The following is a 16,444-nucleotide window of genomic DNA, read 5'->3' on the forward strand; positions in this document are numbered from 1 at the left end:
CGTCCGACGACTCAGGCGACGGACGGCGGCCAGCGGTCACGGCGCCACTCCTCCCACGAGGAGAATCCGGAGGGCGGTGGGTCGATGGGGTCGCTTCCGTCCAGCTCACCCGCCGTGGGAACCTCGAACGCCTCGTCCCAGCCGGCCAGTTCCTCGTCTGACATCGGCCAGGTCGCCTCCGGGTTGTTCAGCTGTCGCAGGTCGAGCCGTCTGCGCCGCTCGTGGGCGGTGAGCTCGTAGTAGCGCAGTTCGCACGCCGCATCGCGGTCGGCGGCAGCCTGTCGGAGCGCGGATCGCTCGGCCTTGCTCCAGAGGCCGAAGTCGATGACGACATGAAGTCCCAGGTCCAGCGCGCGCAGCCCGATCTCGATCAGCCGACCCTCGATGACGTCCGACGCGGAGGCGGGGTGCTGCTCTCCGTAGAGGGCCTTGACCCACTCATCCTTCGTGAGCCGCAGTGCACCTCGCCGGACTTCGATGCGCCGAGCATCGGTGGTCTTACCCGTGCCCGGCAATCCGATCGTCAGAAACAGCGTCGGTCGTGACATAGGAACGGCCTTTCTGAGGTCGTCTTCATCCTGCAGCAGGTACCTGGCCGACCACGCGGCCTAGCCACGGACTGTTGCCGAGACCGGGAAGGCGGGCGACTCGGTCATCCGAGTCCGGCGGCGTGCGATACGGCGATGTCCTCACCGCGAACCCAGACGCCCGGCCGCGTGTCCACGTCCTCCACTCTGGCATGCTCATCCGAGATGGCCCGAAGCCTGTCCGGCTACTCCTGGGGGATCGCCCGCACCCGATTGTTGCGGGGATTGTGCTCGAGTTCGGCCATTCCGAGTTCTTCGAGCAGCGGGGGGAGATACATTCCGAAGCGGCCGCGGTAGCCCTTTCGCGTGCCGTACCAGCCTCCGACCGGGTTGGATTCGGAGAGCGACCCCACGCCTCGACAATGCCCGAGGTGCCCGGCGCTGTGCGCAGCACCCACGGGTCCGACGCGTTTCCCTCCGCCATGAGCTTCCCTCCCGCGCTCCATCTCAAGTCTGACGGGCCGCGAGGGAACCGTGAAGGGCCTCCGGTCTCACATCGCGATGGTCACTGCAGGCAGAACTCGTTTCCCTCAGGATCCTGCATCTGGTAGTAGCGCTCCGGCCACGGACCCCACCGCTGCTCGACCAGCCTCACCACCGTCGCACCGAGCGCGACGAGCCGGTCTTTCTCCGCATCGAGCGCGGCCTCATCGCCGGGATCGCGGGTGGCGGTGACGTCGATATGCAGCCGGTTGCGGCCTGACTTCGGACCATCGGCGTGGTGAAAGAACAGCCTCGGCCCTACACCTTCGGGGTCTTCCGCCAGCCCGCGGTTGTTCAGATCGTCCGTCGTCAGTCCCGAGTCGAGGAGCTGTTGCCGCAGCGGGTCCTCCCACTCCATGGGCGGATAGCCGAACACCGACGCCCAGAAACGCGCCAACACCTGAGGGTCGTCGGCGTAGAAAGTGATGTTGCCGAGTGTCGCCATCAGACCTCTGACTGCTCGTCCTCTTCAGGCTCGAAGCTCGACGGCTCTCCGGTGTGCCCAGCGGCGACGCCGTCCGGCTCGTCGGGAATCGTCCCGTCCTGCCCGAGTCCGCCTGGCTTCTCGTCGCCTTCCGGATCGCGGGCGCTCTCGGCATCTTCCGACTCGGATGAGCCGTCGGCCCCCAGCGGCATCTCGATATCCGGGCCTTCGTAACCCTCCTCCTGGTCAGCGGGAGAGTCGTTGCCGTGCGAATCGTGCGTCATGATGGTGCCTTCCTCTTCGGTCACTCCTAGCGTCCACCCCAGGCTTCCGGCAGCGGACGGGGTTGACAACACGGAGTCGTCACCTCGGGCCTCACGCGGCAGTCACTCCGTATCCGTGACAGGGTCGACGCATGACCGTCACCGCCGACCCGAGCGCTTACGACCTCGACGCGCTGCGTGCGCGCGTCCTGCCTCACGATGACGGAAGCGTCGACGACAGCATTCCCCGCCTCGCGGAGGCCGACCCCGGGCTCTGCGCTGTCGCCCTCGCCCTGCAAGACGGCACCGTCCGCGGCAGCGCGCGCTCCGACACCCTCTTCGCCATGCAGTCGTCGGTCAAGCCCTTCCTCTTCGCCCTGGCCCTCCTCGACACCGACGGCGACGCCCTTCACCGAGTGGGCATCGAACCGACCGGCGAGGCCTTCGACGCGATCAAGCTCGAAAGCGGCACCGGCCGCCCGCCGAACCCCATGGTCAATGCGGGCGCTCTCCTGACCGCATCCCTCGTCGACGGCGGCGACGTCGAGGGCAGATCAGACCGCATCCTCCGCGGACTCTCCGCGTTCGCCGGCCGCCCACTGGAGATCGACGAACGCACGGCCGGCGAAGAGCGCGAGCACGGCGAACGCAATCACGCGCTCGCGCACCTCATGCGCGCCGAAGGCACCCTCCACGTCACCGCCGACGACGCCGTCGAGGTCTACGGGCGGGCGTGCGCCGTGCTGCTCGACGTCCAGGCACTCGCGGTGATGGGCGCCACACTCGCCTTCGGTGGCGTGAACCCCCTGACGGGCGAACGCGTCGTGCCGGGGTCGGTCGCGCGCGACGTCGTCTCGGTGATGGCCACGTGCGGCGTCTACGACGGCTCAGGAACATGGATGCGACGCGTCGGCGTCCCTGCGAAATCCAGCGTGTCGGGCGCGCTCGTTCTCTCCGCGCCACGGATGCTCGGTGCCGCCATCGTCAGTCCGCCCCTCGACCGGCAGGGCACGAGCGTGCGAGGGCGGATCGCGAGCGAGATGCTCAGCGACGACCTCGGCCTGCACGTCTTCGCCACGAGGTAGGCGCGATCGAGCCGCCCTGACGACGTGAGCAGGACAGGCTGTTCACGCAGCGCGAGGCGTCGGGTGTCCGAGCGGCGTGTCGTCGAGGTCCGCGAGGAGCCCAGGGAGCGACTCGAAGACCGCCACAGCTCCGGCCTCCTCCAGCTCCGCCGTAGAGAATCCCCCGGTGCGGATCCCGATCGAGGGCACGTCGATCTTCCCCGCGGCGATGACGTCCCACACAGAGTCGCCGATCATCACCGCGGACGCACCCGAGACTCGTGCGAGCGCCGTTTTGACGAGATCAGGCTGCGGTTTGCTGGCCGCCACGTCGTCGGAGCTGGTCCAGGCATCCGCCACGTCCTGACCATCGATGAGTTCCAGGAACCGATTCACGTGCTCCGCCTTCCCCGAACTCGCCAACACCAGTCGGAATCCGCGACGCTTGACCTCCTCGAGCAGGTCCTTCGCGCCCTCCAGCGGCCTGACCTCGTCGATCATCAGGTCGAACTCTTCGGTCCACGCCTCCCGCAGATCGTGCCCACGGGCGGACTCGATCTCTTCGCCCGCGACCTCGGTGACGAGCTGATCGCCACCCATTCCGATGGCGCGATGGATGCGCCAGATGGGAAGAGTGATGTCGAAGCGACGGAACGCGCGAAACCACGCGAGCGCGTGCTGGTAGTTGGTGTCGACCAGAGTGCCGTCGACGTCGAAGATCGCAGTGTCAGCCATGCCCGAAGTGTCGTCCGGAAATCGGCGGACCGCCACCGGCTTGCAGCATGGACGCATCTCTGACGCGGGCCGATCCTGCCGCGGCGACGACGCGCGGAACGATCACGGGGCGCTTTCCGCACCGCTCGGCTGAACGGCGGACGCAACCGGTCCCGTCACCGGCGAAGCCGCGCGCAGCCGCAGCGCGTGGGTCACACCGAAGATGACGACGCCCGCGCGATCCGACTTGACCATCGGCATCTCGGCGATCGGCACCACTTCCGGATCGCGGGCCGAGATTTCGGTTCCGTTGTGGATCACCGTCGCACCGTCCGCGGCGAGGACGTTCCGGAGCCACTGCGTCCCCTCGCCGTAGGGAAGGGAGATGTACAGGTCGTCGCCGACCCGCTTCACACCGACGGGCGTGTCATAGACCTTTCCCGTGCGCCGCCCCGGGACGCGGACGATCGCCCATGACGAGCCGGCGCTTCCGGCATCCCGCAGCGCACTCGGGTTCAGCAGATCGCGCTGCATGGCACGGGCGACACGAAGGATCACAGGGTTGCGCGTGCGCACGCCGCCGACGAAAACGACGATCGCCAGCAGCGATGCCGCCAGGAGGAGAGCCAGAGACGATGCCAGCGCACGGACGGGAGACATGGGTCCACTCTCTCGGAACGATGCAGAGATCGGAAGGGGGTCACTGCCCGGTCGCGGCGACCGCACGAGCCGGGAGGATGGCCGAATGCAGTACGACGTCGATGACGATCCCCGGCGGATCCAACCGGATGCCGTCTGGGCGTGGCTCTCCACAGAGGCGTACTGGGGGCGGCAGCGCACCCGCGCCGATGTCGAGACGCAGATCGCCGGCGCCTGGCGCGTCGTCGGGGCGTATCGCACCGACACCGGTGAGCAGGTGGGCTTCGCCCGCGCCGTATCCAACGGGGTCACCTTCGCCTATCTCGCCGACGTGTACGTGACCGCGCCGCATCGCGGCCATGGGCTCGGCAAGCGGATCCTCGAGCAGATGATCGACGACGGACCGGGAAGGGACTTCCGGTGGGTTCTCTTCACCGGCGACGCGCATGGGCTCTACGCGGAGTTCGGCTTCGAGACCCCCGACACCACCGCCATGGTCAGACCGGCGCGAGGAAGCCAGGAGAGTCCAGCGTCTCCAGGTAGCGGCGCGTCATGTGCGCTTGGAAGCGACGCGCAACGGGGCCTCCCAGCCACGTGAACCAGCGACCCGGGCGCGAGAACGCGATAATCGCGAACACGACGTCTCCCGAGGTCTCGAGCCGGAGCCCGCGGAGCGTCGCGGGGCAGTATTCGCTCTTCCTCAGGTGCTTGTTGCCGGCTCAACCGGAAACCGCCGACGCAGCACACATCGCTGCACGAGCGTCCACGCGACCGTGACGAGGAGGTAGAGCGCCGCGGCGAGGGGGACGAAGAGCGCGACCACGGCGGTTCCGTATTGCAGGAAGCCCGCCATCCGCGTGATCGCCTCGCCACCGGGAACTCCCTCCGACGCCTCGACTTCGGGCCGGAAGAGCCGCCGCGTGACCTCGGCGACGAGAAGGATCAGCACGAGTACGACTCCGAAGACGAGGGCGACCGGCGCCGTGACCGTGCCGCTCGACATCGATCCCACCAGGCTCGCACCGAGGGCTACGCCGAACAGCTGCTCGGTCAGAAGAGCGTTCGCGTGCCCCGCGATCACCGGGTGGAGGAACAGCGCGTAGACGACACCGACGATCGGCGCCTGCACGAGCACAGGGGCGCAGCCGGCGAAGGGCGAGGCCTTCTCGTCGGCGTAGAGCCTCATCGTCTCGCGCGACATCCGCTCTCGATCGTTCTTGTATCGGCGCTGGAGCGCCCGGAGTTTCGGCGCCAACCGCGCCCGCGTCTGTTCGGCCCGCGCCTGCGCGATGCCGGTGGGGATGAGGATGGTGCGAACGAGCAGGGTCAGCACGACGATGGCGAGAGCCGCGGATGCCGCGCCGGCAACCGGTTGCAGGAAGTCAGCGAGTCCCATGAGAAGCGCGTACGCCGCGTCGAGGGTGGCCGCGATCGGAGGGAAGGAGAGAGGGTCCACGGGTGATGTCCGTTCGTCGATGGGAAGGGTCGCGGAACGGCCACGACGGACATCGACGAAGACACAGACCGCCCGGGAGAAAGGCGGTGGACGTCGAGGCGCTACGCGGCCGAAGCCGCGGCCCCTGGGGCGCGCGAACGGGTGTGCCCCGCGGCATCCGGATCGCTCTGGGCCACCGACGCGGATACGCCGATGGCACGCTCTGCCCGGTTGCGCGAGGCGCCGCGGGGCGGCAGCGACGAGGTCGTGAGCAGAAGGGCGACGAGCAGCGCCGACGCGGCAGCGAGGAGCCAGACGGCCGCAGAGTCGGACGGACTCAGCGCGATCACGCCCGAGAGCGTCAAGAGCACCTGGAGGAAGGAGGCCACCGCGTCGATCATCGCGTCGCTCCTCTCCCCGACGCACTCACGCTAACAGGCGCGCCGCGTATGCGCGCGCCACCTGCGATGCTCGATGATGCGCTGAAACGCCGATCCGAGGCCGAGACGCACGAGACGCTTGTGCAGGACGGATACCTTGTCAGCCGCGAGCGGCCAGGCGGCCGGGAGAAGAAGGATGCCTACGAAGCGGCGCTGCAAAAGGCGAGGCGTGAGCTGGGCCTCCTTTAGTGCCGGCGCGGGTCAGGGTTTCCGTGGCGGCCCGACCCGACAACGGAACCTGCGCGTCGCCTGGCTGTAACGCGAGCGCTCTACGATCCGATCAGGTCGCCCTCGCTTTCCGCGACCTGATCCGAATCGAGGTGAGAGCGGACGTGACCGCACCGCAGTACGAGATCAGCGTGTGGGAACGCTACGCCACCGAATTCGCCCTGGCGTTCGCCGACACACCCACCCGCATCCGGGCCGTCCGCGAGGCGTACTTCGTACACGGATTCGACGTCGACCTGATCGAGCAGATCAGCGGCTTCCCGATCTGGCGGATCCGTCAAGCCATCCGCACCGGACTGTCCCGTCCCGACTGAGCGGGTGCCGCGGTCGTTTCCGCGAGTTGTGTCCATCGGGATCCAGGAGACGAGCGCCGCCGATGTCGTAGCCCTTCGCTACCGTTCGGGCATGAGTGCTCTTCGACTGGCAGAACTCGATACGGACAACCTCGGAGCGGCGGTGCAGATCCCGCCGAAGGTGGGCGACAGGGCGTACGTCGCGCCCGTCGTCTACTCCATCGCCGAGGCGTACGTCACCCCGACAGCCTGGCCGCGGGTCGTGATGGATGGCGACGCCGTCGTCGGTTTCGTGATGGCCAATTGGGATCCTGAGAACGAGATCCCCGCGTTTCGTGGCGGCATCTGGCGTCTCAACGTCGCCGACGAGGCGAAGGGCCGCGGGGTCGGACGCTTCGCCGTCGAGGAGGTCGCAGCGGAAGCGCGGCGCCGCGGCTTCGACGAGATCACGGTGCTCTGGGACCCTGCGCCCGACGGCCCGGAAGGGTTCTATCTTCGCGTCGGCTTCGAGAAGACCGGTGAGCTGTTCGGTGAGACCGTCGGCATGCGGAAGGTGTGACCGGTGACCCGAGAACACGCTGTCGTACGGATGTGGCGGGGCACCGTTCGCACAGAGCACACCGACGAGTATGTCGCCTACGTCGAACGCACCGGCATGGCGGAGTATCGGTCGACGCACGGCAACCTCGACGCGTGGATCCTCACCCGGGATCTCGCCGACGGGACGACGGAGATCGTCACGGTGTCTCGGTGGGAGAGCCTCGACGCGATTCGCGGCTTCGCGGGTGACGACGTCGAGGCCGCCGTCTTCTATCCCGAGGATGAACGCTTCCTCGTCGCGCGCGACGAGGAAGTTCGGCACTGGGTCCAGGCGTCGTGACGGGCCGGGTGAAGCAGAGCGCCGCAAGGGGCTTGCCGGACGAATCCCGCCTGCCAGACTGAACCCATGAGCCTGCCGTTCGAGAGCGCCTACCGCCACGGCTTCGCACGCGCCGCGGCCTGCACCATCCCTGTCGCGATCGCCGACCCCGCGACGAACGCCGCCGCCGTGCTCGAGACCGCGCGCGAACTCGACGAGGACGCCGTCGCCGTCGCGGTCTTCCCCGAGCTCTGCCTCACCGGGTACGCCATCGACGATCTGTTCCTTCAAGACGCGGTGCTCGACGGGGTCGTCACCGCTGTAGAAGGGCTCGTCGCGGCATCCGAAAATCTCATGCCCGTGCTCGTCATCGGCGCGCCGCTTCGGCACCGCAACCGCCTCTACAACTGCGCGGTCGTGATCCACCGGGGCGAACTGCTCGGTGTCGCGCCGAAGTCGTATCTGCCGACGTACCGCGAGTTCTACGAGCGGCGCTGGTTCGCGCCGGGAGACGACCAGCGCGGCGAAGACATCCAGGTCGGTTCGCTCCAGGCGCCCTTCGGGCCCGACCTGCTCTTCGAAGCGCTCGACGTACCCGACCTCGTCATCCACGCCGAGGTCTGCGAAGACGTGTGGGTGCCCATTCCGCCATCGTCGTCGGCCGCGCTCGCGGGGGCCACGGTGCTCCTCAACCTGTCGGGGAGCCCGATCACGATCGCGCGCGCGGAAGACCGCAAGGACCTCTGCAAATCACAGTCTCTGCGGTGCCTCGCCGGCTATGTGTATGCCGCGGCCGGCATGGGTGAGTCGACGAACGACCTGTCGTGGGACGGTCAGACGATGATCTACGAGGGCGGCAACCTGCTCGCCGAGACCGAGCGTTTCCCCGACGGACCGCGGCATGCGGTCGCCGACATCGACCTCGACCGGCTCCGCCAGGACCGGATGCGACAGGGCACCTTCGACGACAACCGACGCACCCTGCACGCCGATGCGATGTTCCGCACCGTGCACTTCCGCCTCGACCCACCCGCGCGTGACATCGGCCTGCGACGCATGCTCGACCGCTTCCCGTTCGTGCCCGACGACCCCGCGCGTCTCGCCCAGGACTGCTACGAAGCATTCAACATCCAGGTCTCGGGTCTCGAGCAGCGGATGCGCGCGATCGGCGGGCCGAAGGCGGTCATCGGCGTGAGCGGGGGGCTCGATTCCACGCACGCGCTCCTCGTCGTGGCGCGGGCGATGGATCGGATGGGACGCCCGCGCAGCGACATCCTCGCCTACACGATGCCGGGGTTCGCGACATCGGATCACACGAAGTCGAACGCCATCGCCCTCGCTGAGGCCATCGGCGCGTCGATCGAGACGATCGACATCCGGCCCGCGGCGACCGAGATCCTGAAGGGCATCGACCACCCGTTCTCGGGCGGCGAGCCCGTCTACGACGTGACGTTCGAGAACGTGCAGGCCGGTATCCGCACCGACTTCCTCTTCCGCCTGGCCAACCAGAACGGCGGCATCGTCATCGGCACCTCCGACCTCTCCGAGCTGGCGCTCGGGTGGGCGACGTACGGCGTGGGCGACCAGATGAGCCACTATGCCGTGAATGCCGGTGTGCCCAAGACGCTCATCCAGCACCTCATCCGCTGGGTGATCTCGCGGCCCGAGACGGAGGGCGGGTCGACCGAGCTGTCCGACCGGGCGGTCGAGGTGCTGCAGTCGGTTCTCGACACCGAGATCAGCCCTGAGCTCGTTCCGGCGGGCGAAGACGGCGAGATCCAGTCGACCGAGAGCAAGATCGGCCCCTACTCGCTCAACGACTTCACGCTGTTCCACGTGCTGCGCTACGGCCTCCGGCCGTCGAAGGTCGCCTTCCTCGCGGAGCGCGCGTGGAGAGATCCGGATGCCGGGGCGTGGCCCCCCGGCTTCCCGGTCGATGACCGCTACGCCTACGAGCTTCCCGAGATCGTGCGGTGGCTGCGGAACTTCCTGCAGCGCTACTTCGCGTTCGCCCAGTTCAAGCGCTCGGCGATCCCGAACGGCCCGAAGGTCTCCCCCGCCGGGTCGCTCTCACCACGGGGTGATTGGCGCGCGCCGTCGGACGGCAACGCGGCGGCATGGCTCGCCGAGCTCGAAGCGGCGCTGCCGGAGTTCGCGGGCGACTGACCCTTCGCCTCACCCGCCGGCGCGGCTAGTGCCGCTGGCCGTTTCCCGGCACTCGCAACGGGTGCGTGCGTAACGGCGGGGATCACCCGCGACACGCCGTGAGTCGGTGCCCTGGCCGGGCGCGTCGACCCCGACCGTCCGCGGTTGCGCACGCCGCAGCAGGGCGACGGCCGGCAGTTGCGCACGGCGACGGGGAGGCGCCTCGGGCAGCGGGAAGCGGCACCGCAGGCGACGACGGGTCAGAGACCGGTGTCGCGTACCCCGACCCGGTCGGGGATGTCGAAAGCGAGCCGAGGCAGCCAGGTCTCGGGCTCGGGCCAGGGGCGCGACGAGGGCAGGGCGGCCAGGAGGCGCCGCAGCGCCGCATCCCTCGGCGACGTCGGCGATGCTGCCGGCAGCACCCGCCTCGGAGCGCGATAGCCCAGCGCGCCGCACCACCAGTGCCGCCATGTGTCGTCGGCCTCGGCGGGGTCGAGCACGATGTAGTAGTCGGGCATGATGGCCGCGCCGTCCTCGAATTGGGCGAGGGCGTTCTCGACCTCGACCTCCAGCACCCCGAGGGTCGAGCGAGCTTCGAACAGCTCGACCCAGGCAGCTGCGACGTGCTCGAGCGGATCGGCATCGTGGACCACGAGAGGAGCGGATGCTGCGGCGATGCGCCGCGCGCCGAGGCCGGGCTCGCTGCCCTGCAGGCTGAGAGTCTCGACGCCCGGGACGCTGCTGAGAACGTGCAGCGCCTCTTCGGAGGCGGAGCCCACGACGGCGACGACGGTTCCGGAAGCGGAGAGTGACACCATGCTTCACACTACGTCGGTGTCGGATGGGGAGCGCGGAACGCGCACGAGTCGCAACGAGAATGTAACGCGCACGTACGCGCGCACGGAGGGGATGACCTACCGGTCATCCCCTCCGCTTCGCGGGGGCTGGGGTCAGCTGTTCGCCGAGGCCACCGAGCCGGCCGACGCCGCCGACGCGGGTGAATCGACCGGGGCGGGAGCAGGCGCGGGAGGCGCCGGGGCGGGAGCAGCTGGGGCAGGGGCCGGCGCGGGCGGGGGCACCGGGGTGGGGGCGCTCACGACCGAGACCGTGCTCGACGGTGCAGCCGGGCTCGCGGGCGACGGCACGCTCGTGGGCGAGGGCGTAGGCGAGGTCGCCGAGACCACGGTGGCAGACGTGTCGGTGACGCTCATCTGCACGCCGGTGCGGTCGAGGACGGAGCTGCCCGGGCCGACGATCGCTCCGCCGGGGACAGTGGTGCCGTCGGTGGACTGCAGGTTCATCGAGGCGGCCGTGGCGGCGGCGGCGCCGCCGACGAGGGTGAGTCCCATCGCGCCGGCGATGCCGTAGGTGAGCCACTTCTTCTTCTGGACCATGTCTGTTCTCCTTCGTCTGTCCGCCGGGGCTCCGGGGGGTCGGCCCCGGCGGTGATTCCAGGATGTCGAGCTCGACTAAGCCGTTTCCAAGGCGTTCATGAGATCCCTCTTACGTTCCTTCGACCAGGGCACGGCCGACCTCCACAGCGGGATCGAGCGCTGCCTCGGCGAGGGTGAGGAGGTCGTCGGCGCTGTGGCCGGGTCTCCCCCCGTGAAGGCCGCGTTCCTGAGCAGCCAGCACCTGTCCGAGCAGCAGCGTCGCTGCTCGCGCCCGGACGGCGTCGCTCCCCCACCGGGCGAGCGCGCTCCGCGCAAGTACCCACACGCGCTCGTCGCGGTCTTCGGCAGTGAGGTAGGCGCTCGCGACGGCATGGGCGATGAAGGCCGCGGCGTCGTCGTCGGGGGTGCCGCGGCCGGTGGTGTCGACGTCGATGAGTCCGGAGATCGCGCCCTCGTCGTCGAAGAACAGCTGGCCGAAGTGCAGGTCGCCGTGGATGGTCGCGCGCGGGTCTTCGTCACGCCAGGCCCGCACGACCCTCTCGAGGAGGGCCGCCACCCGCGCCCCGCGCGCCGCATCGGCTCCCTCGCGAAAGCGCGCGGCGTACCAGTCGCGCCGATCGGCGAGCCCCACGCGCGCGGCGTGGTCGAGCGGCACCGCGGCGAGCGCCGCACGCAGCTCGTCGACGGCGTCGAGCAGCGTGGTCGCGTGCCACACGACGTCCCGAGCTGCTGTCCCCCGCGCCTGATCCAGCACGATCAGACCCTCCGGCGACCAGCCCACCAGGTGCGCCATCGGGATGCCCGCATCGGCGAGGCGACGGTGGGTGGCGACGATACGGTTCACGCGGCTCGGCGGCACCACCTTCATCCACCGCGCGCCGCCCCGGGCTTCCACGCGCAGCACGGCTCGACGCCCCGCGCGATAGCCGACGATGCGCGGCGGCGCGGTGGCGCTGATGCCGAGTCGTGCGAGCAGGCTCTCGGCCGCGTGCGAGAAGGCGGCCGGGGCGAGTGCCGGCAGATACGGGTCGGAAGGATGAGCCCAGATGCGGCACTCCGGCGCCGCGGGGCTGCCCAGCAGCATCCCGGTCTCCTGAGTCACCACCCGGCGGGACGTATCTACGAAATAGGTCATCGGCCCGGAGCCCGCGGGAGTCACCTCGAATCCTGCGATCGACCCCGCCCCGAACGGCTCACGGCTGAGGAGCGCCACCGGGGTATCGGCAGCGAGCTCGAGCGCATCGCGGAGCAGCTCGGCCTCGCTCGCGGTCGTGGAGAGGGTCATCTCTCGATTCCAGCACGGATGCCGCGGGCCGGTCATGAGACCTCTCTTAGGCTTCGGCGGCCGAACGGGTCGCCCCTCGATACTGGAGGGGTGACTGCCGAGCCGACCCCGACGACCCGCCGCCGGCTGCCGGTGCTGTCGGTGCGGGCGCGGATCATCCTCGTCATCACCCTCGTCGCCGGCCTCGGGATGATCATCGTCGGCGCTGCGGTGTACCTCGAGGAGCGGGGACGGATCCTGCGGCAGGTCGATGACCTGCTGAACGCGAACCTCGAGGCCGCACGGTTCCTCGTCGAGCAGGGCGATGCCGATACCGGCACGTGGGCGTCGACCGAAGGCGCGCTCGCCGCGGTCGTGCAGCGCGCGGCGCCCGATGACAACACCGGCGTGATGGGCCTCGTCGCCTGGGAACCGCGGCTCGTGCCGGGCGTGCCCCTCGACGTCGACCTGCGCGAGGCCGCCGGCTTCGTCGCCCATGTGAACGAGGTGACCGCGGAGGGCTCGCCCTACATCGGCACCTATGCCGAAGACGGGGTGACGTGGCGCTTCCTTGCGACACCCATCGAGGTGGCGGTGGACGGCGGCGCGGTGACAGCAGGCGGGGAGGACGCCGTGTTCGTCATCGCCTACGACCTCGACGCCGAGCTCGCCGAGATCGACGCCGCCGCGCGGGTGTGGATCATCGCCAGCTCGATCACGCTCATCGCCATCGGGGCGGTGGCCGCGCTCGTGACCGGGCGCCTGCTCCGCCCCCTTCGCCAGATGCGCGAGACCGCCGAGCGGGTCTCGGCGCAGTCTCTGTCGGAGCGACTCCCCGTCTCGGGGCGCGATGACGTGTCAGAGCTCGCGCGCACCATGAACGACATGCTCGACCGCCTCGACCAGGCGCTGGAGTCGCAGCGCCGGCTGCTCAGTGACGTCGGGCATGAGCTGAAGACGCCGATCACGATCGTGCGGGGCTATCTCGAAGTGGTCGACCCCGGCAGCCCGGCCGATGTGCGCGAGACCCGCGACCTCGCCGTCGACGAGCTCGAGCGGATGGGTCGTCTCGTGCAGGATCTCGCCGCCACCGCGGCGCTCCACGGCCCCGCGCCGGTGAAGCCCGTACCGCTCGATGCCGCCGACCTCATGCGGCAGATCGCCCGCAAAGCCGAGGGCATCGCGGGAGCGGAGGTCGGGGTGGGAGGTTTCGCCGAGGTGGTCGCCGTCCTCGACGCCGCTCGGGTGACGCAGGCGGTGCTGCAGCTGGCGCAGAACGCGGTGACCCATGGCGGCGGACGCATGGTGCTCTCGAGCCGGCGCGTGGGCGATCAGCTGGAGATCTCGGTACGCGACTTCGGCCCGGGCGTGCCCGATGACGAGAAGCCCGCGATCTTCGACCGGTTCCACCGCGGTGCGGCCTCGGCCGAGCAGACGGGAAGTGGACTGGGCCTGAACATCGTGCAGGTGATCGCGCGTGCTCACGGTGGTCGGGCCAGGGTGGAGGATGCCGCGGACGGTGGCGCGCTCTTCGTGATGTCGCTGCCCGTGGTGGACGGGCCCGCGCCGCGGCTGGTCATCCCGCCGCGGCCGCCGCTGCCGGCGTGGGCCGCCGTAGGTGCGCCGGGCGCCGCAAGAGGATCCGGACCGGGACGGCCGGACGCCGAGGTGAGCGCGTGAGGAGGACGACGTGGCATCCATACTGATCGCCGATGACGAGGCCCGCATCTCGGGCTTCATCGACAAGGGGCTCCGCGCCGCGGGGTTCGCCACACGTGTCGCGCCGACCGGGCCCGAGGCGCTGAACCTCGCGGTCAGCGGTGAGTTCGACCTGCTGGTGCTCGACGTGAACCTCCCGGGCATGGACGGATTCCGGGTGCTCGAGGAGCTCCGCGGCAGCGGGTCGTCGATGCCGGTCATCATGCTGACCGCGCGGGTGGAGCTCGAGGACACCGTCGCCGGGCTCGAGGGCGGCGCAGACGACTACCTCGGCAAGCCGTTCCGGTTCGACGAGCTGGTCGCGCGAATCCGGCTCCGGATGCGTCGGGATGACGCCGCCGCACCCACCCAGGTGAGCCACCGCGACCTGGTACTCGATATCCGCACCCGGCGGGCTCACGTGGGCGGGACCGCGGTGGAGCTGTCGGCGCGGGAGTTCGCCCTCGCCGAGGAGCTGGTGCGGCACGCAGGGCAAGTGCTCAGTCGCGAGCAGCTGCTGAGCCGGGTCTGGGGGTTCGACTTCGACCCCGGCTCGAACGTCGTCGACGTCTACATCGGGTACCTGCGCCAGAAGCTCGGCCCCGGCCGCATCGAGACGATGCGGGGCGTCGGCTACCGCCTCACCTGACGGCCGCGCCGCGCGCGGCGCCCAGCTTCGGAGATTCATCCCATCTGCGGAGCCACAACGCCGATCCGCGACGAACCCGAGGCGAATCTCCGAAATACGGCGGCCGGGCGAGTCCGGCGGCCCAAAAAGAGAAGGGCGTCAGCTCTCCGCAGCGGCCTTGCGCTTGGCGAGGTCGAGGATCGACACGACGAGGGCGAGGGTGAGGAACGCGGCGACCGACAGCATCCCGAACAGATACGCGTCGTGATAGACGACGAGATCGTCGGCGGTGCCCTGCTCGCGGTTGATCGTGGCGTAGAAGAGCGAGAGCGCGACCGCGGTGCCGACGGCGGTGCCGATGCGCTGGCCGAGCTGTCCGACCGAGCCGGCGACGCCACCCTGCTTGACAGGGATCTCGGCCAGCGTGAGGGTCTGGTTCGGCGCGATCACGAGGCCACCCCCGAAGCCTCCGACGACCATCACCGCAGCCATCAGGTACGGCGTGAGGGCGGGAGCGGAGAAGACGGCGGCGGTGACGAGCCCGGCCACCGAGATCAGCACGCCGACGACGCCGAACACCACCACGGGACGCCCGAATCGGGTCACCAGGTTGCCGCCGACCCACGAGGCGACCGCGCTCGCGAGCGCGAAGCCGATCGAGACCATCCCGGCGAAGACGGGCTCGAGGCCGAGTCCGAACTGCAGGTACAGCGTGGTCAGCAGGAACAGCGCGGGAAGCGCAGTGAAGTAGGTCGTCTGGATGATCGTGCCGTTGCGGTACGAGCCGATGCGGAACAGCCTCAGCGGGATGAGCGGCTGGCCGCCGCGCTCCTCGTACCGGCGCTCCCAGAGGAGGAAAAGCGCGAGGAACGCTGCGAAGGCGAGGAGCAGCCACCAGCGAGCGGGGTCGTCGTCGGGCGACCCCGTGGTGAAGAGGAACGGCCACATCAGCGACACGACGGTCAGCCCGAACAGCAGCAGGCCGATCGGGTCGAGCTGGACCTTGCGGGCCGAGCGGGTGCGGGTGTCGGGCAGCAGCCACAGCACGAGCGCGATCGCGATCAGGCAGAGCGGGACGTTCATCCAGAAGATGAGGCGCCAGCCGTCGGTCTCGCCCCCGAGGGCGATGAGGAGACCGCCGATCGTGGGTCCGAAGGCAGTGGCGATGCCGATCGTCGCGCCGAAGAGACCGAACGCGCGGCCGCGCTCCTTCCCCTGGAACAGCTCCTGAGCGGTGCCGAGCACCTGGGGCATCTGCATGCCCGCCGCGACCCCCTGCAGCAGGCGCGCGATGAGGAGCACGAGCGCGTTGGGGGCGAGGGCGCACAGGATGCTGGTGAGGGTGTACAGGGCCAGGCCGACGACGAACAGTGTGCGACGCGACCGCTGATCACCCAGCCGCCCCATCGGGACGAGCGTGAGGCCGAAGGTCAGCACGAAGCCCGACACGATGAGCTGCACCTCGGTCGACCCGGCGCCCAGACCCGTCTCGATCGACGGCAGGGCCACATTGACCTTGGTGAGGTCGAGGATCGTGAGCGCGGCGACGGCGACGCACACCCAGAACGCCTGCCACTTGCGGGCGTTCGAGAGCGGAATGATCGCAGTCGTCGGCGCGCTCGAGGTCACTGCCGCTCCGACCCGTCCCGGGTGAAGACGGCGCGGAGCACGAAGAAGACGATCACCGCGACGATGGCGACGACGATCAGCTTGCCGATGAACCACAGCAGCGAGAAGAGGATATTGACGAGGAACCACGCGATGACGACCGCGACGATCACTCCGATGACGGTCCAGATCGTGCCCTTGTTCACCCGGATAGCCTACGCCCGGCCGCGCGGACGGGACGCGCCTTGCGCCACTGGCCGGGGACGCCGCCGAGAAAC

The 16,444-nt window shown here is 69.6% G+C and carries 22 protein-coding genes and 1 pseudogene; 9 read left to right on the forward strand and 14 right to left on the reverse strand.

What is annotated here, in order from left to right:
- Nucleotides 1–11: 11 nt before the first annotated feature.
- The 4 genes from QSU92_RS04610 to QSU92_RS04625 form a co-directional block, all read right to left on the reverse strand.
- The gene (locus tag QSU92_RS04610) at nucleotides 12–548 is read right to left on the reverse strand and encodes a P-loop nucleotide/nucleoside kinase family protein (protein WP_289265006.1); all 537 of its coding nucleotides are present in this window, start codon (nucleotides 546–548) and stop codon (nucleotides 12–14) included.
- A gap of 224 nt (nucleotides 549–772) precedes the next feature.
- On the reverse strand, nucleotides 773–1,033 hold the full coding sequence (locus tag QSU92_RS04615; protein ID WP_333783445.1) for a DUF6855 family protein: 261 nt from the start codon (nucleotides 1,031–1,033) through the stop codon (nucleotides 773–775).
- 59 nt (nucleotides 1,034–1,092) lie between these two features.
- Nucleotides 1,093–1,515: a VOC family protein gene (locus QSU92_RS04620; RefSeq protein ID WP_289265007.1), complete on the reverse strand. Its 423-nt coding sequence runs from the start codon at nucleotides 1,513–1,515 to the stop codon at nucleotides 1,093–1,095.
- Nucleotides 1,515–1,778 carry a hypothetical protein gene (locus QSU92_RS04625; protein WP_289265008.1) on the reverse strand — a complete coding sequence of 88 codons (264 nt, stop codon included), beginning with the start codon at nucleotides 1,776–1,778 and terminating at the stop codon, nucleotides 1,515–1,517. The genes QSU92_RS04620 and QSU92_RS04625 overlap by 1 nt, the downstream gene beginning before the upstream one ends.
- Nucleotides 1,779–1,909: 131 nt before the next feature.
- Between QSU92_RS04625 and glsA the strand changes: the two genes are divergently transcribed.
- Nucleotides 1,910–2,842, forward strand: coding sequence for a glutaminase A (gene glsA, locus QSU92_RS04630; RefSeq protein WP_289265009.1), 933 nt, complete (start codon nucleotides 1,910–1,912; stop codon nucleotides 2,840–2,842).
- A gap of 42 nt (nucleotides 2,843–2,884) precedes the next feature.
- Here the strand turns inward: glsA and QSU92_RS04635 are convergent, their stop codons facing one another.
- Complete coding sequence (locus QSU92_RS04635) at nucleotides 2,885–3,556, reverse strand: HAD family hydrolase (protein ID WP_289265010.1); 672 nt, start codon at nucleotides 3,554–3,556, stop codon at nucleotides 2,885–2,887.
- Nucleotides 3,557–3,658: 102 nt separating this feature from the next.
- Nucleotides 3,659–4,195 (reverse strand): PNPOx family protein, encoded by a 537-nt coding sequence (locus tag QSU92_RS04640; RefSeq protein ID WP_289265011.1) that lies wholly within the window; start codon nucleotides 4,193–4,195, stop codon nucleotides 3,659–3,661.
- Nucleotides 4,196–4,280: 85 nt separating this feature from the next.
- Between QSU92_RS04640 and QSU92_RS04645 the strand changes: the two genes are divergently transcribed.
- Nucleotides 4,281–4,772: a GNAT family N-acetyltransferase gene (locus QSU92_RS04645; RefSeq protein ID WP_289265012.1), complete on the forward strand. Its 492-nt coding sequence runs from the start codon at nucleotides 4,281–4,283 to the stop codon at nucleotides 4,770–4,772.
- Here QSU92_RS04645 and QSU92_RS17550 read toward each other — a convergent pair.
- From QSU92_RS17550 to QSU92_RS04655, 3 genes and pseudogenes are all read right to left on the reverse strand, one after another.
- Nucleotides 4,768–4,812 (reverse strand): annotated as a pseudogene (locus tag QSU92_RS17550) (hypothetical protein); the annotation flags it as partial. The gene QSU92_RS04645 and the pseudogene QSU92_RS17550 overlap by 5 nt on opposite strands.
- A gap of 62 nt (nucleotides 4,813–4,874) precedes the next feature.
- Complete coding sequence (locus QSU92_RS04650; protein WP_289265013.1) at nucleotides 4,875–5,630, reverse strand: YidC/Oxa1 family membrane protein insertase; 756 nt, start codon at nucleotides 5,628–5,630, stop codon at nucleotides 4,875–4,877.
- Nucleotides 5,631–5,731: 101 nt separating this feature from the next.
- Nucleotides 5,732–6,010, reverse strand: a complete 279-nt coding sequence (locus QSU92_RS04655; protein WP_289265014.1) for a DUF6412 domain-containing protein — start codon at nucleotides 6,008–6,010, stop codon at nucleotides 5,732–5,734.
- 66 nt (nucleotides 6,011–6,076) lie between these two features.
- Here QSU92_RS04655 and QSU92_RS04660 point away from each other — a divergent pair, with 66 nt between their 5' ends.
- From QSU92_RS04660 to QSU92_RS04680, 5 genes are all read left to right on the forward strand, one after another.
- The gene (locus QSU92_RS04660; protein ID WP_289265016.1) at nucleotides 6,077–6,238 is read left to right on the forward strand and encodes a hypothetical protein; all 162 of its coding nucleotides are present in this window, start codon (nucleotides 6,077–6,079) and stop codon (nucleotides 6,236–6,238) included.
- 143 nt (nucleotides 6,239–6,381) lie between these two features.
- Nucleotides 6,382–6,591, forward strand: coding sequence for a hypothetical protein (locus tag QSU92_RS04665; protein ID WP_289265017.1), 210 nt, complete (start codon nucleotides 6,382–6,384; stop codon nucleotides 6,589–6,591).
- Between the two features lie 91 nt (nucleotides 6,592–6,682).
- Nucleotides 6,683–7,129 (forward strand): GNAT family N-acetyltransferase, encoded by a 447-nt coding sequence (locus tag QSU92_RS04670; RefSeq protein ID WP_289265018.1) that lies wholly within the window; start codon nucleotides 6,683–6,685, stop codon nucleotides 7,127–7,129.
- Between the two features lie 3 nt (nucleotides 7,130–7,132).
- The gene (locus QSU92_RS04675; protein WP_289265019.1) at nucleotides 7,133–7,450 is read left to right on the forward strand and encodes a hypothetical protein; all 318 of its coding nucleotides are present in this window, start codon (nucleotides 7,133–7,135) and stop codon (nucleotides 7,448–7,450) included.
- 66 nt (nucleotides 7,451–7,516) lie between these two features.
- A complete protein-coding gene (locus QSU92_RS04680; protein ID WP_289265020.1) occupies nucleotides 7,517–9,595 on the forward strand; it encodes an NAD(+) synthase in 2,079 nt (692 codons plus the stop codon).
- A gap of 239 nt (nucleotides 9,596–9,834) precedes the next feature.
- On the opposite strand, the gene QSU92_RS04685 is transcribed toward QSU92_RS04680, so the two are convergent.
- The 3 genes from QSU92_RS04685 to QSU92_RS04695 form a co-directional block, all read right to left on the reverse strand.
- Nucleotides 9,835–10,392, reverse strand: a complete 558-nt coding sequence (locus QSU92_RS04685; RefSeq protein ID WP_289265021.1) for a hypothetical protein — start codon at nucleotides 10,390–10,392, stop codon at nucleotides 9,835–9,837.
- Between the two features lie 132 nt (nucleotides 10,393–10,524).
- Nucleotides 10,525–10,968, reverse strand: coding sequence for a hypothetical protein (locus tag QSU92_RS04690; protein ID WP_289265022.1), 444 nt, complete (start codon nucleotides 10,966–10,968; stop codon nucleotides 10,525–10,527).
- A gap of 109 nt (nucleotides 10,969–11,077) precedes the next feature.
- Nucleotides 11,078–12,253, reverse strand: coding sequence for a phosphotransferase (locus QSU92_RS04695; RefSeq protein ID WP_289265023.1), 1,176 nt, complete (start codon nucleotides 12,251–12,253; stop codon nucleotides 11,078–11,080).
- A gap of 90 nt (nucleotides 12,254–12,343) precedes the next feature.
- Here QSU92_RS04695 and QSU92_RS04700 point away from each other — a divergent pair, with 90 nt between their 5' ends.
- The gene (locus tag QSU92_RS04700; RefSeq protein ID WP_289265024.1) at nucleotides 12,344–13,912 is read left to right on the forward strand and encodes a sensor histidine kinase; all 1,569 of its coding nucleotides are present in this window, start codon (nucleotides 12,344–12,346) and stop codon (nucleotides 13,910–13,912) included.
- A gap of 10 nt (nucleotides 13,913–13,922) precedes the next feature.
- Nucleotides 13,923–14,579 (forward strand): response regulator transcription factor, encoded by a 657-nt coding sequence (locus QSU92_RS04705; protein ID WP_289265025.1) that lies wholly within the window; start codon nucleotides 13,923–13,925, stop codon nucleotides 14,577–14,579.
- 138 nt (nucleotides 14,580–14,717) lie between these two features.
- Here the strand turns inward: QSU92_RS04705 and QSU92_RS04710 are convergent, their stop codons facing one another.
- On the reverse strand, nucleotides 14,718–16,187 hold the full coding sequence (locus QSU92_RS04710) for an MFS transporter (RefSeq protein WP_289265026.1): 1,470 nt from the start codon (nucleotides 16,185–16,187) through the stop codon (nucleotides 14,718–14,720).
- A complete protein-coding gene (locus tag QSU92_RS04715) occupies nucleotides 16,184–16,372 on the reverse strand; it encodes a hypothetical protein (RefSeq protein ID WP_289265027.1) in 189 nt (62 codons plus the stop codon). The genes QSU92_RS04710 and QSU92_RS04715 overlap by 4 nt, the downstream gene beginning before the upstream one ends.
- Between the last annotated feature and the right edge of the window lie 72 nt (nucleotides 16,373–16,444).

This window comes from Microbacterium sp. ET2, assembly GCF_030347395.1.
GTDB classification, from domain to species: Bacteria; Actinomycetota; Actinomycetes; order Actinomycetales; family Microbacteriaceae; genus Microbacterium; species Microbacterium albipurpureum.

Coding starts and splice junctions, on each gene's coding strand:
- QSU92_RS04610 (WP_289265006.1), bottom strand. CDS start 548: ATGTCACGACCGACGCTGTTTCTGACGATCGGATTGCCGGGCACGGGT.
- QSU92_RS04615 (WP_333783445.1), bottom strand. CDS start 1,033: ATGGAGCGCGGGAGGGAAGCTCATGGCGGAGGGAAACGCGTCGGACCC.
- QSU92_RS04620 (WP_289265007.1), bottom strand. CDS start 1,515: ATGGCGACACTCGGCAACATCACTTTCTACGCCGACGACCCTCAGGTG.
- QSU92_RS04625 (WP_289265008.1), bottom strand. CDS start 1,778: ATGACGCACGATTCGCACGGCAACGACTCTCCCGCTGACCAGGAGGAG.
- glsA (WP_289265009.1), top strand. CDS start 1,910: ATGACCGTCACCGCCGACCCGAGCGCTTACGACCTCGACGCGCTGCGT.
- QSU92_RS04635 (WP_289265010.1), bottom strand. CDS start 3,556: ATGGCTGACACTGCGATCTTCGACGTCGACGGCACTCTGGTCGACACC.
- QSU92_RS04640 (WP_289265011.1), bottom strand. CDS start 4,195: ATGTCTCCCGTCCGTGCGCTGGCATCGTCTCTGGCTCTCCTCCTGGCG.
- QSU92_RS04645 (WP_289265012.1), top strand. CDS start 4,281: ATGCAGTACGACGTCGATGACGATCCCCGGCGGATCCAACCGGATGCC.
- QSU92_RS04655 (WP_289265014.1), bottom strand. CDS start 6,010: ATGATCGACGCGGTGGCCTCCTTCCTCCAGGTGCTCTTGACGCTCTCG.
- QSU92_RS04660 (WP_289265016.1), top strand. CDS start 6,077: ATGCTCGATGATGCGCTGAAACGCCGATCCGAGGCCGAGACGCACGAG.
- QSU92_RS04670 (WP_289265018.1), top strand. CDS start 6,683: ATGAGTGCTCTTCGACTGGCAGAACTCGATACGGACAACCTCGGAGCG.
- QSU92_RS04680 (WP_289265020.1), top strand. CDS start 7,517: ATGAGCCTGCCGTTCGAGAGCGCCTACCGCCACGGCTTCGCACGCGCC.
- QSU92_RS04685 (WP_289265021.1), bottom strand. CDS start 10,392: ATGGTGTCACTCTCCGCTTCCGGAACCGTCGTCGCCGTCGTGGGCTCC.
- QSU92_RS04690 (WP_289265022.1), bottom strand. CDS start 10,968: ATGGTCCAGAAGAAGAAGTGGCTCACCTACGGCATCGCCGGCGCGATG.
- QSU92_RS04695 (WP_289265023.1), bottom strand. CDS start 12,253: ATGACCCTCTCCACGACCGCGAGCGAGGCCGAGCTGCTCCGCGATGCG.